At 51.5% G+C, this 13334-nt stretch carries 7 protein-coding genes; 2 read left to right on the forward strand and 5 right to left on the reverse strand.

Features of this window, described 5'->3' with window-relative positions:
* Positions 1 to 82: 82 nt before the first annotated feature.
* Genes DCO56_RS09615 through DCO56_RS09635 form a run of 5 tightly spaced genes read right to left on the reverse strand, consistent with a single transcriptional unit; the run spans position 83 to position 8291 of the window.
* The gene (locus DCO56_RS09615) at positions 83 to 1993 is read right to left on the reverse strand and encodes a thioredoxin-like domain-containing protein (protein WP_108633517.1); all 1911 of its coding nucleotides are present in this window, start codon (positions 1991 to 1993) and stop codon (positions 83 to 85) included.
* Positions 1986 to 3350, reverse strand: coding sequence for a RagB/SusD family nutrient uptake outer membrane protein (locus tag DCO56_RS09620; protein ID WP_181390506.1), 1365 nt, complete (start codon positions 3348 to 3350; stop codon positions 1986 to 1988). Before DCO56_RS09620 ends, DCO56_RS09615 begins: the two co-directional genes overlap by 8 nt.
* Before the next feature lie 30 nt (positions 3351 to 3380).
* Entirely contained in the window at positions 3381 to 6626 is a 3246-nt protein-coding gene (locus DCO56_RS09625; RefSeq protein ID WP_108633519.1) for a TonB-dependent receptor, read from the reverse strand.
* A gap of 39 nt (positions 6627 to 6665) precedes the next feature.
* On the reverse strand, positions 6666 to 7718 hold the full coding sequence (locus DCO56_RS09630; protein WP_108633520.1) for a FecR family protein: 1053 nt from the start codon (positions 7716 to 7718) through the stop codon (positions 6666 to 6668).
* A gap of 45 nt (positions 7719 to 7763) precedes the next feature.
* Complete coding sequence (locus DCO56_RS09635) at positions 7764 to 8291, reverse strand: RNA polymerase sigma-70 factor (RefSeq protein ID WP_108633521.1); 528 nt, start codon at positions 8289 to 8291, stop codon at positions 7764 to 7766.
* 397 nt (positions 8292 to 8688) lie between these two features.
* On the opposite strand from DCO56_RS09635, the gene DCO56_RS09640 reads away from it, so the two are divergent.
* Entirely contained in the window at positions 8689 to 11679 is a 2991-nt protein-coding gene (locus DCO56_RS09640) for a SusC/RagA family TonB-linked outer membrane protein (protein ID WP_108633522.1), read from the forward strand.
* A 19-nt stretch (positions 11680 to 11698) separates the two neighbouring features.
* Positions 11699 to 13327, forward strand: coding sequence for a RagB/SusD family nutrient uptake outer membrane protein (locus DCO56_RS09645; RefSeq protein WP_108633523.1), 1629 nt, complete (start codon positions 11699 to 11701; stop codon positions 13325 to 13327).
* Positions 13328 to 13334: the final 7 nt, after the last annotated feature.

Below are 13334 nucleotides of genomic sequence, written 5' to 3' on the forward strand. Positions count from 1 at the left end.
CTGGGTATTCCTATTGAAAAAGGGGGGGGAACTTTCGGATACCCGCTGTTGGTTTACCATCCTCGGCTTTGCCGCCGGTAGGCTATTCCTGTTCTTTCAGGTATTCGATCATGGCATCAAGACTCTGCAGCAGCTTTTCGCCTTCAAATCCCACTTTTCGGAAACGGATATTGCCTTTACTGTCCAGGATCAGCGTGGTCGGAATGGAGGTGATACCGAGCTTGTTGCTCAGTTTCTTATCCTGGTTGTAATAAAAGGGAAAGTCAAATTGCGGGTTGGCCTGCGCCCATTTGTAGGCATCGTCCCAGCTGTTGCCGCTGCCTGAATTGAGCACGACAAACTTGACTCTGGGGTCATCTGCATACTTTTTGTACACCTGATGCAGGTAGGGGAAGGAGGCAATACAGGGCTTGCACCAAGTTGCCCAGAAGTCAATGACCACAATCTTGCCTTCCAGGTCCTGCGGGCCCAATGGCCTGCGCGCCATATCGACGATGCTGAACGCTGCCGGAAACGGGCTGCTGCCGATGGTCTTGGCAAATTCCTGATAGTAATGCTGCTTCCACTGCCTGTCGAGCTTGCTGAAATAGGCCTGCCGGTCGGCGGTACGGATCCCCCGCAGGCTGATTGCATCCTCCAGCAGCTGCCGGATCTTGGGGTCAAAGGGGGCCTGCTGATAGGCGGATTCGAGTACGGGTAAGGCGCTTTCCGCATCATTCCATTGCTGGTACTGCCCGGCGACAGCACGCAGCAGTGCCGGAGACTTCAGTGTGGGAATGCTCCGGGCAAACCACTGCCGGGCAGCTTCCGGCTGGTTCAGCCGGGCTGCCAGAAGCCCTTGGCTGGCCATGATCTCCGCCTTGACTGCTTCGATCTTGTCAGCCCGCGCGGGATCGTGGGCGACCAGATAGCCGGTCTCGGGAAAATAGCGGATCAGGCTCACGGGATACGCCGCGACGCTATCCAGAACATACAAATTAAGCCTGGAGGCTTCGCGCAGCAGGATCTGGTGATCCAGCATCAGCTGCACATAGTTGCGGTACGCGCGCCATTTGTAGGGATCCGGCTCCCAGGTGGTGATCAGGGGCAGATAAGTACGTGCCGCTGCACTGTCGCCACGCTGCACGTGGTAGCTGAACAGGTACTCGTAGGCACTGCCAAAGGCCTCCTTGTTGCTGTCGTTTCGGCGCTCCAGCAACTGCTGTACCCCAGCCACCACAGCGGACGAGTCTGGCTCACGCAGCAGCGTATTGAGCCGGTAGGAGATTCCGATCTTTTCGTTGGGAAACTCGTCCACCACCACACGGCGGATCGAGTCCACCTTTTGGTTCTGCCCCAGGATCAGATAGCCCATCGTCACTTTGTTGAGATTGCCCTCGGAGAGGGGATTGCTCCTGAATTTTTTCTCGATCACAGCCAGGCCCTCTTTCAGCAGCTGCGCCTGCCGGGCGGGACTGCCCTCCTTCATCTGCAGAGCAATCAGCCGCAGCCGGGCCTCATAGTTGTCGGGATACAGCCGCAGCTCTTCCTTTAAGTAATGTTCCTGTAGGGCGACGATACGGTCGGAAGTCTTGTTCTGCACCGGCAGGCTATAGGATTTGCCCAGGTAATTGCCGGCAATGAGTTTGCCCTGTTTATAGATATAAATTTCGTACTGGCTGCTGTCGCTGGCCTGCTGCACAAATTTCTTGTCTTTATCGGAAATGGTAAAGCAGGAAAAGTTGGCATAAGGCGGCAGTTTAACCTGTACCTGCCAGCGGCCATGCTGCTGCTGCATGGGTATGCGGTTGGGCAGCTCATAAAAGTTGGAGTAGCCGAAGTCCACGAAAAAGGGGCCTGCGGTACTGGGTGCAGCGCTGCCGCGGGGATCAAAGCTGATCGTCACGGTATCACCAGCCGCGGCTTTTGCCGGCATAATGCTTACCTGTGCCCGCAGTATCGGGCTTGTTTGCAACAGGACGAGCAGCAGCGAAAGGTTGAGTAGCTTAATCATTCTGCTGGAGATTAGGGTTGGTCAATAGAATAGTACTTGCGATCGGTATTTTTAAGTCGCTTTCGCTAAAGTCTGTTTTGGCTGCTGTAAGCACCGGCAGGGCCCTGTTGGTCCGGACTAGGTCAAACCAGCGGTGCCCCCATTCGCCGAGCAGCTCCAGTTGCCGTTCTTTTTCCAGAGCCACTGCGATATCGGCTTTGGCCATCGTGTGGGGCAGGGCATCGAGTCCGGCACGCTCACGGATCTGGTTGATATCGTCGATGGCGGCGCCGAGCTTGTTCTGGTTGAGACGGGCTTCGGCACGGATCAGATACTGTTCGGCCAGACGCAGCACGGTATTGTATTCGGTGACGGGTGTGCTGGTACGAACCTTGTACTTATAAGGCATATAACGCGTCTCACTACCGACGGCATAGGACTTCAGCCAGTTGGCTTTACGCAGGTCACCCTCCTCATAATCCTCCAGTGTGCTGTTGTACAACTGATAAAAGCTCCGCGCTGTGGCCACAGGGGGAACGATGCTGAATCCTTCCCAGGTATTGACGCCGGCAGTGGAGAGGTTGACGGTCTGCAGCTGCCAGATGGCTTCTTTGCTGGTTTTCAGGAACACGGTATTCAGATCGCGGGAGAGCTCATAACGGCTGTCGCCAATGACTTTGTCGGCTGTGGCCTCGGCATTGGCCCAGTCCGACCGGTAGAGGTATACTCTGGCCAGCAGGGCTTCCACTGCTTTGCGGTTGGGACGGATGCGTTCAGTGCCGATGTAGGTATCGGGGATATCCGCAGCAGCCTGCTTGAGGTCTTCCACCATAAAGGCATAGAGCTCTTCACGGGATGCAGGACCTTTCTGGTTGTTGAGTTCCAGATTTTTGGTGTCCGTGATCAAAGGGACTTTATTGAACAGATTGCTGAGGTAAAAGTAGCAGAAGACCCGCGTAAAACGGGCTTCGGCAGACAGCTGTGCTTTGACCTCAGTGCTCAGCGCCGAGGCTTCCAGACCTTCGATAATTTTGTTGCTATGGTTGATATAGCTGAAAGGCTGGGACCAGAGACGGTCGAGATAAGAGGTGGCGGGACTGAGTTTATTGTATTTGTACTCATCATAAGTGGTGAAGGCTGAATTGTACTCGTCGGCCAGACTGGACAGGACGATGGTCATCAGTCCGCTGGCAAACTGGTTGTTGTAATTGTTCATGCTGGTATACAGCCCGGCTACTGTTGCACTGGCGGTTTTGGCGTCGCTGAAAGCCGCACCGGCGGAAACTTCGGTCCGCGGGGGATCGGTCTCCAGAAATTTGCTGCAGGACAGGTGGAGCAGCGGCGTGGCAAAGAGGCTGTAGATGATATATTTTTTCATGGGATAGTTCGTTGGTCGTTTCATGATTCATTAAAAAGTAAGCTGCACACCGAAGGTATAGGTACGCAGGGACGGCGTGGCGTTGGGGCGTACAGACCCGAAGGGGTTGACATCCGAAAGGTTGCTGCGGTCAAAACCGGGCATCTCGGGATCCATGCCCCTGAAGCTGGTCCAGGTCAGGAGATTTTGCGCGGTAAACTGCAGGGCGGCCCGGCTGATGTGGATTTTTTGCGCCCATCGGGAGATATCGTAACTGAACGACACATTTTTTAGCCGGATGAACGAGGCGTCGTCCCACACGGCAGAGGAGTACCGGTAATTGTTGCGGTACACCACATTGGCCTCGTTGGCACCATTGGCAGTGGCACGTGGGATATCGGTGATGTCGCCGGGCTGCTGCCAGCGGCCCAGTACGTATTCGTCCAGATTGGCCATGGAACCGATGCCGGTCGCCAGTGGCCCATAGCCGATGGAAGGGCCTTCCTGCTTGACAAACTGCAGCATAAAGCCCAGACTCAGCGGACCGTAGCTCAGGTTGTTGCTGATGCCCCCATAGTATTTGGGCATGAGCGAGCCCAGGGTCACGTAGTCATTCAAATCGGTAATCTTGCCGTCGCCGTCCACATCCCTGAACTGGGCAATGCCGGTCTGCGGATTCACACCGGTGAACTGGAAGCCGCGCACGATGCGTGTGGATTCGCCGATAACGTAGCGGCGGGCATCGCTGCTGCTTTCAAGCCCCGGATATTCGAGTAGGGTATTGGACGGAAAGGTGATATTGAAGCTGGTGTTCCAGCTGAACTGTTCCCGCTGGATATTGGTGCTGCTGAGCTCCAGTTCCCAGCCCTTGTTTTCGATCTTTGCCGGCTGATTGCCAAAATAGGAGGTAAAGCCCGTCTGTGGCGCCAGGGTAATATTGATCAGCTGATTGCTGGATCTATTGTTGTAGTAGTTGAGGGTCATAAAGATGCGGTCCTTCAAAAATCCGAGGTCAAGGCCCAGCTCTTTCTTTCTGATTTCTTCCCAGCCAAAATTGGGGTTGTAAACCCGGGTGGGATACAGGCCCGTGATGCCCTGGTAGGCGAAGTTGGTGCCCCAGGTATCGAGATACTGGTAGTCGCCGATCTGGTCATTGCCGGTGACACCCCAGCTGGCCCGTAGCTTTCCGAAGCTCAGTACGGACTGCCCGCGCAGGAATTCCTCGCTGCTGAATACCCAGGCCGCGCCAACTGATCCGAAGTTACCGTACTTGTTGTTGGGACCGAAGCGCGAGGATCCGTCCCGGCGGTAGCTGACATTGAAGAGGTAGCGCTCATCGTAGGCGTAGCTGATCCGGCCGAAGGCGGATTGGTAGCGGTAGTCCGTGTATTGGTTGTTGCGGACCGCGAGCACTCCGGCTGCAGTCATGTTTTCAAGCTGCGAATCACTCGGGTAGCCGCTGCCGTCGATGTGTTTGCCCTCGCTGACCCGCTGCTGCCAGGTGCCGCCGGCGAGCAGCCTGACGTCGTGCTTGCCAAATGTTTTGCTGTAATTGAGCTGGGGCTCGACGATGTAGGACTCGTAGTCCGAGTTGCCGTAAGAGGCCATCGAGCCGGTACTGGTTGCTGGATTGAATCCGGCATTGGGCAGCAGGCGCGTCTCGTCCATGCTTTTGAGGTTGTAACCCAGGCTGATCTTGGCCGTTAGCTCGGGCAGGATCGCATACTCGGCAGAAAGATTGGCCAGTAGCGATTTGGACTTCGACAGCCCTGAGCGCTCCATATAGGCCGCGGGATTCTGCTGACTCTGCTGGAACCAGTAATAGTCGCCCTTTTCGTCATACAGCGGATAGTTGGGGGCAATGTTATAAAACTGTGCGATATCGGTCGGTACCGTGTTGTTGCGGTCCAGATTGAGGTTGAAGCTGCTGTTCAGTTTGAAGCGCTGGTCGCGGGACTGGGTGGACAGATTGAGCAGGGCTCCGCCGCGCTGATAGGTCTTGTTGCCGGGCAGGGGATCGCCCTGCCGGTTGAAGTTGGTGCTGGCGAGATACTGGGTATGCTCGTTGCCTCCGGCAAAGGACAGCTGGTAGCTCGAGAAGGGTGAGCTGGCACCGTAAAATGCTTTCTGCCAGTCGCTGTAGGCATGCTGGTCCCAGGTCAGCAGGTCCGGTGCGTTATCCACCGTCGGCTCAAACTGGTCGTTCGCAAAGCCTTCCTTACGGATCTGTAGGTATTGTTCGGTATTGAGCATCTTGAGGTTACGGATGGCTTTGCCCGAACCGATGCTGGCGTTGAAGTCTATTTTGAGCCCGCTTTTATTGCCTTTTTTGGTGGTGATCAGGATCACGCCGTTGCCGCCGCGGGAGCCATAGATGGCTGTGGCATCGGCGTCCTTGAGCACGTCTATGCGTTCGATGTCCTTGGGGTTGATCAGGCTCAGGGGACTCTGATTGCCATTGGCCAGGGCAAACTGGTTCATGCTTTCGTCCGAAAAGGGAATGCCGTCGATGATGTAGAGCGGGCTGCTGCCGTTGCTCAGTGAATTGACGCCACGCAGCTGCACCTGAAACGAGCTGCCGGGCAGCCCCGAATTGGATGCGATGCTAAGGCCGGCGACACGGCCTTGAAGTGCGGCGAGGGGATCCAGTACGGGCTGTGTTCCGATCTCGCGGCTGGTCACACTGGATACCGAACCTGTGTTTTTGCGGACGGAGGAGGTACCGTAACCGATGACCACCACTTCATCGAGATTGCCGGGATCGGCCTCGAGGCTTAGCTCAAGCGGGGCGCTGCCGGCAACTTTAACTTCTTTGCTGCGGTAGCCCACATAGCTCAGCGACAGGATGTCGCCGGCCTGCAGCCCATGTAAAGTAAAATGTCCGCCTGCATCGGTGACGGTGCTGGTCACTTTGTTTTTGACACGGACGCTCACGCCTTCTAGGGCGGCACCGGCGGCATTGCGCACTCGACCGCTGACGGCGGTTTGCTGGGGGCTGCCTGTCGCTTTGCCCTGAAGCACAATGGTATTGTTGACAATGCTGTAGCGGATGCCCTTGGCGGTAAAGGCCTGTCTGAGCAGTTCCGGAATATTGGTATTGTCCAGGTTCACAGCTAGATTCAGTTCGGGCTTAATTTCGCTGGGGTCATAGACAAAGCGGTAGTCGCTGCGCTGCTCGATGGTTTTGACGAGCTGTTTGAACTGAATCTGATCTGGCGCACCGGCCGGATGCTGGCTAAAGGCATAACCGTTGACATGCATCAGCATGAACAGTACTGCTTTTACGGAGTTTTTCATAGGGTATTAGATTAAAAATTCGTTTGTTTAGTTCGTTGGTCAGGGTGCGAGCAGCAGCTGGTCCTTGTCGATCGTGTAATTGATGCCGGCTAACCGCAATATGCGGAGCACCTCTGCAAAGGGTTTCTTTTTGCTGATCTTTCCGCTGAGGACTTTCTTTTCATAGGTTGGCGACAGGGTATAGGTAAAATTGTACCAGCGGGCCAGGTCGGCCATGATCTCGGGCAGTGGTGTCTGCTCAAAGATAAAGTAACCGTCTTTCCACTGTCCCCCTTCGGGCTGGCCGCTCTGCTGCTGCAGCTCGAAGCTGCCCTGTTGCAGGTTCACCTGTACCGCCTGTCCGGGCAACAGCACCTGCTGCCGGACAGCATTGCTGACGCGTACGCTGCCCTCGTCAAGCCTTGTGCTCAGCAGCTGCCCGTCGCTCTCGTACTGCCGTACGTTGAAGGCTGTACCTAGTGCTTCTATGCTTGTGCTGCCCACATGGACGATAAAAGGTACAGTTTTGTTTTTGGCTACTTTAAAATAGGCTTCGCCCTGCAGATAGACGGAGCGCTGCTTCTGGTTGTAGTCTTTGCCGATCTCCAGCCTGCTGTCGGCGTTGAGCCACACCGTGGTGCCGTCGGGCAGCTGCATCCGGTATTCCTGTCCTTTTTTGGTCTGTAGGGCCACTTTGTTGCCCTTGTGCTTGTCCATCCATGTGGAGCCCAGGGGCTGCCGCTCATCCAGGCTGACTACCTGATTGCCGACCAGCAGTTCGGCCTGGAACTGGCCGATGCTAAAGGGCGCTGCCGGCTGTGGCTGCGGCGGACCGGAAAAAAAGTAAATCGCCAGTCCTGCCGTGATAAAAAGAGCGATGCTGGCCGCGACTTTCAGATAGGCCCGCTTCCTCTGCCCGGCCAGCAGTTCGTCGCCAAAGAGCGTCTGCCGGAAGTAGCGGTCTTCGGCCGCAAGATCAAGTTCGGGGATTTCCTTTGCGTTGTTTGCTTTGCTGAGCTGGTTGTACCAGCTTTCGACAAGCGCAGTCTCCTCAGGGCTGCATAGTCCCTGCTGATACTTTTGCAGCAATGACCTGGATAGCGGTTTCTTCATGGGCAGTTGTTCTGTTTGCTGCTTGGAAGACAGGAAAGGGGTAGCTTAGTGGTAGAAAAAAATGAAAATAGTCCGTATTTTTTTTCTGAGGAGCGTCAACGCATTGTAAATCTGTTTTTTAACCGTCTGCTCAGAAATATCGAGTTCTTCGGCAATCTCGCGGTAGCTGCGCTGTTCGTAACGGCTTTTCTTAAAGATCAGCGCCATTTTACGGGGCAGCTTCTCAATGGCATGTTCGATCTGCAGGGCCAGTTCTTTCTCCCGTAGCAGCTCATCGGGCATGACCTCCAGGGCAGGGCCGGCATGCTCCAGGTAACTTTCGTACCTGCGCCCCACGTCGCGGCTGGCGATACGGTTGATCACCAGATTGCGTGCCGAACGGAAGAGATAGGCCTTATAGGAATGCTCGATTTCGAGGCGCTCCATCCTGTCCCAGAGATTCGCAAAGATCTCCTGCACAATATCACGGGCCTCATCGCGGTCGTCCAGCATCCGAAAAACATGCACATACAGCTTGACCCAGTTTTCTTCATAAAGCTGGGTAAACAATTGTCGGACATGGGCTACTTTCATCGTGATGGCTTAGTTAAGTGTCGGTTAGCCAAAATTAGGGTTTATTTTTAGGAAAGTCAATTTATGTTGGATTTAGCGAACAACCTGTAACATCATGCAGTAGGGCAGCGCAATGGGAGGGTCTCCATGCATGCCGCCCGGAGACATGCATGGAGCACGGTATGGATAGGAGCAAAAAAAGATGAGGCAGCCGCTTCACTGCGTGGTTTCGAAAAGATATATTAAATGTTTGTTTTACATTTATTTTTTTCTTAAAATTGATCTAATAACCGAGGATAAACGTAAAACGATGCTGATGCTAATCTCTGCTGATGTGGAGATATTTATTTTGCTTTAATAAACGTCATCTTAACATTTAAAAATGTTAGGATAAATCAAACCAATTAAATAAACTTTTATGAGCTTCAGAAATGCGAAGGAAAAATGGATCAATTGGTATGGATTGGTCATTTTCACAGGTGTGCTGTTCCCTTCCCAGGGGTACGCGCAGGCACAGCCGGGATTAAAGGGTAGGGTCGAGGATCAGCAGGGTAAGCCGCTGTCGGGAGTCAGTGTCTACTCGAAATCTACCGCCAAAGGTGCCGTTACAACCAATGATGGCGAGTTTACCATTCCGTCTGCTGCCGCAGACACATTGACATTTAGTTTTATCGGATACGACACGCAAAAAGTAGGCGTTGGCGGAAGATCCAATCTTGTGATCAAATTAATTCCCAATAATGAACAGCTCTCCGAAGTGGTCGTCATTGGTTATGGTCAGCAGCGTAAAGGTGACCTGACCAGTTCGGTTGCGACGGTGACATCCGAAAATTTTGTAAAAGCTCCTGTTCAGGATGCGGGCCAGCTGCTGCAGGGCAAGGTCGCCGGACTGAGTGTCGGTACCACCAGCGGAAATCCGACGGGTGGGAGCCAGATCCTACTACGCGGAAATACAACATTGTTTGGTGCAAATAGTGACCCTTTGGTTATTATTGATGGAATCCCAGGAACATTAAATACCGTAGCCCCCGAAGATATTGAATCCATTGATGTGCTGAAAGATGGTTCGGCAGCGGCCATTTATGGGGTCAGGGGTACCAATGGCGTCATTATCATTACGACAAAAAGGGCAAAAGGCCAGGAAACAAATGTCATTGACTATGCCGGTTCAGTGAGTACACAGTCTATTTTGCGCCAGCCTCAGCTCCTCACGGCCACCGACTACCGGAGGCAGATCAAAGAAGGTACCCGTGATGCATCTTGGGATCTAGGTTCGGATACCGACTGGTTAAAAGAAATTTCACAGACCCCACTGACGCATATCCATAATTTGACATTTCGCGGCGGAAGCAGCAAAACAAATTATCTGGCATCAGCGAATTACAGGTATTTGGAAGGAATTCTGAAACGCTCCGATAATGAAACATTCAGCGGAAGAATAGATGTCAACCATTCGATGCTGGACAATAAGCTTAAATTCAATCTGAGCCTGCTCAATCAGACCAATAGCTTTACGCAGACACAAGATGGGGGAACTTTTAATGGATATACCTATAGGCAGGCACTGATATTTAATCCAACATCGCCTGTATACAACGACAAGGGGGACTGGTTTGAACAGCCCAGTAATTTCAACTATGAAAATCCCCTCGCTCGTCTCTATGAGAGTGACGGCCAGACCCGTAGCGTAAACTCAAGGATGGCTGGTACGATCACCTATAATCCAATTGCTGATCTGAAATTAAGTTCGCTCTTTTCGTACTCGAGAAATAACATCACGGCAGGCTATTCCGAGACCAAAAACCATATTTCCAATTTAAGGGATAGTCGGAATGGTTATGCGGCGCTCGGGAATAGATTGATCATCGATCGCCTGATGGAGCTTACAGCGGAATATACCAAGACCATCGGAAAGCATCGCGGGAGTATTTTGGCCGGTTATGGTTACCAGGAAAATGAAAATTCGAGCAGTTTTATCCAAAACTGGGATTTTCCGACGGATGTATTTGGTTACAATAATATCGGGCTGGGTAATGCAATAAAAGATGGTAAGGGGGCAATCGGTAGCGATAAATTTGAGACCAATCTAATCAGCTTTTTCGGCCGGCTGACCTATAGCTACGACGATCGCTACCTGTTACTGGCCAGTGTCCGTCATGAAGGGGCAAGCCAGCTGGTAGGTGCAAAAAGTCCATGGGGTACATTCTCGGCGATTTCTGGAGGCTGGCGGATTTCCAACGAATCTTTTATGGAAGATCAAACAGTCTTTGATGACTTAAAATTGCGCGCCGGATATGGGGTAACGGGAAATCCGCCATCTAACCTCTTTTTGGGACAGGCTCAGTTGGGCTATGGTGGTTACATCTATTCCAATGGACATTGGGTACAATCGCTTGGTCCAACCTCCAATCCTAACCCCAATATCCGATGGGAAGAAAAACGGGAAAGTAATTTTGGACTCGACTTCAGCCTGTTAAAAGGCCTTGTCAGTGGTAATATTGACTATTATATCCGGGATATTAAAGGCCTGTTATATGATTATCAAGTACCGAGCCCCCCAAACTTGGTTACGACAACAAGAGCTAATGTGGGAACCATGCGCAACAACGGGATAGAGGTGCTGCTCAATATAGCGCCGGTGCGTAAACCTAATTTTGAATGGAATACCAGCTTGCTGTTTTCGACAAATACCAATAAGCTGAAAAGCCTGTCCAATGAACTGTACCAAACGACAAATGATTACTTTACAACTGGCGGTACGGGCGAACCGATACAGACCTTTACAAATATCGTCTATATCGGTCAGCAGATCGGTGATTTCTACGGATTTAAAGTTGTGGATATCGACGATAGCGGAAAATGGATCTATGAAGGTGCCGATGCTGCACGCGTAGCATACAACGATTTTGGGCATACCTTTGAGGATAAAAAAGTACTCGGAAATGGTCTCCCAAAATACTATGCAGGCTGGAACAACAATTTCCGCTATAAAAATATTGACCTCTCCGTCACCATGCGCGGCGCATTTGACTATCAAATTCTTAATTTCCAGCGTATGTATCTTGAAAATCCTAGCCTGCAGAATTATAACCGCTTGGCATCGTCGGAGGATTTGGTATTTGGCAAAGCAAAATTAACGGCTCCGCTTGAATTCAATAGTTATTACATTGAAGATGGAGACCATTGGAAGATAGACAATATTACATTAGGGTATACTTTCCGAAATATGAAAAGCAAGTGGTTGAATAATGCCCGTATCTATGCAAGTTCGTTGAATACTTTTGTCATCACAGGATACAAGGGTATTGATCCTGAAGTAAATCGCTTGGGATTGGCTCCGGGTAATGATGACCGTGACAAGTATCCGACCACACGTACCTTCACTTTTGGAGTCAATGTCAGTTTTTAGTTCTTAAAAGATGTCAATTATGAAAAGAAATAATTTAGCAAAGATTTTATTCGTTGGCTGTGCTTTTCTTTCGGTCAGCAGCTGTACAAAATTAAAAGATGATTCCTATACCACTATTATCTCCAATAAATTCCAGCCGACACAAGATGACCTAGCCTCACTTTTGGGAACAGCGTATTCCAACTGGCGCTTTTTGCTACTCGACTGGGATGGCTTATGGCGGGCTCAGGAACTCAGCGGTGATCAGGAAGTCATCCCGGCAAGACCGAATGGATGGGTAGACGGTGGTGTATATAAACGTATCCATCAGCATACATGGACTGCTGATGAAGGTATAGTGGTGCAAACTTGGAACAGAACGTTTGCAGGAATTACAAACTGCAACCGGATCATCTACCAGATCGAATCCGGTATGATTCCCGTGGCGGAAAATAAGGAGGCTGTCATTGCGGAACTGAAAGTCCTCCGGGCGGCTTATTATGCGATCTTATGCGACGCCTTTGGGAATGTTCCTATTGTGACGCAGTTTGACCTCCCCGAAGGCTTTCTCCCGAAACAAAATTCACGGAAGGAGGTGTATGATTTTGTCGTCAAGGAAATCGAATCCAATAGCGGTTTGCTCAGCGAAAAGAATGACAAAAGTACGTATGGTAAATTGAATAAATGGGCGGCAAATGCATTGTTGGCACGTATGTACCTGAATGCCGAGGTGTATAGTGGTACGGCACAGTGGCAGAAAGTAATTGCCACCTGCGATGCAATTATCAACTCGGGTGCAGGCTATATACTGGAAAATAACCAAAAGAACGTATTTGTCACCGATAACCAGAATTCGAAAGAAATCGTTTTTGCCCTGCCGTTGGATGAAAATTATACCAATAACTGGAATGCATTTGACCTTCATATGCAGTCACTTCCTTCGGAAAGTCAGGCGACCTACAACCTGCTTTCGGCACCATGGGGTGGTATGTGCGCGACACCTCAGTTTATTCGTTCTTTTGATCAAGATGACATTCGGAATCAGCGTAACTGGATTCAGGGACAGCAATATTCTTCTTCGGGACAACCACTTGTTGTCGGACTCGGCGCATATAAGGACAAGCCTTTGAATTTGATCAATGAGGTTCCTTCGATTGATGCCTCCGAAACCATCCACGGTTTCCGTTTGGGCAAATTTGAAATAAAGCAAGGTGCGGCGGTACAACTCAGTAATGATTATCCGATCGTCCGGTACGCCGAGGTTTTGATGATGAAAGCGGAGGCACTCTTGCGATCCGGAAAGGCCGATGAAGCGGCGCAGATTGTAACGACAGTAAGGCAGCGGGCTTTTCCAGATCAGCCTGCCAAAGCAATCGTTACGGGAAGCCAGCTACAGGGGGGAAGTACCTATGATTACGGTCAGCGCGACAGCGACGGAAGCACCCAGGAGGGGGGAGCTGATATCAAATATGGTCGATTTTTGGATGAATTGGGCTGGGAATTTGACCAGGAAGCACACCGGCGCACAGACTTGATCCGTTTTGGCGTTTTCAGCACTAAATCGTGGCTCTCTCATAAGGCAACCAAGAATGCAACGCGTAACGTGTTCCCAATTCCACGAGCGGCTTTAAACACCAATTCAAACCTGGCTCAAAACCTTGGATATTAGTAATAAA

This window comes from Sphingobacterium athyrii, from assembly GCF_003071065.1.
Taxonomy (GTDB): Bacteria; Bacteroidota; Bacteroidia; order Sphingobacteriales; family Sphingobacteriaceae; genus Sphingobacterium; species Sphingobacterium athyrii.

What these genes read in the sequence shown, in the direction of transcription:
- DCO56_RS09620 (WP_181390506.1), bottom strand. Translation starts at nt 3,350, where the DNA reads ATGAAAAAATATATCATCTACAGCCTCTTTGCCACGCCGCTGCTCCAC.
- DCO56_RS09630 (WP_108633520.1), bottom strand. Translation starts at nt 7,718, where the DNA reads ATGAAGAAACCGCTATCCAGGTCATTGCTGCAAAAGTATCAGCAGGGA.
- DCO56_RS09615 (WP_108633517.1), bottom strand. Translation starts at nt 1,993, where the DNA reads ATGATTAAGCTACTCAACCTTTCGCTGCTGCTCGTCCTGTTGCAAACA.
- DCO56_RS09625 (WP_108633519.1), bottom strand. Translation starts at nt 6,626, where the DNA reads ATGAAAAACTCCGTAAAAGCAGTACTGTTCATGCTGATGCATGTCAAC.
- DCO56_RS09635 (WP_108633521.1), bottom strand. Translation starts at nt 8,291, where the DNA reads ATGAAAGTAGCCCATGTCCGACAATTGTTTACCCAGCTTTATGAAGAA.
- DCO56_RS09640 (WP_108633522.1), top strand. Translation starts at nt 8,689, where the DNA reads ATGAGCTTCAGAAATGCGAAGGAAAAATGGATCAATTGGTATGGATTG.
- DCO56_RS09645 (WP_108633523.1), top strand. Translation starts at nt 11,699, where the DNA reads ATGAAAAGAAATAATTTAGCAAAGATTTTATTCGTTGGCTGTGCTTTT.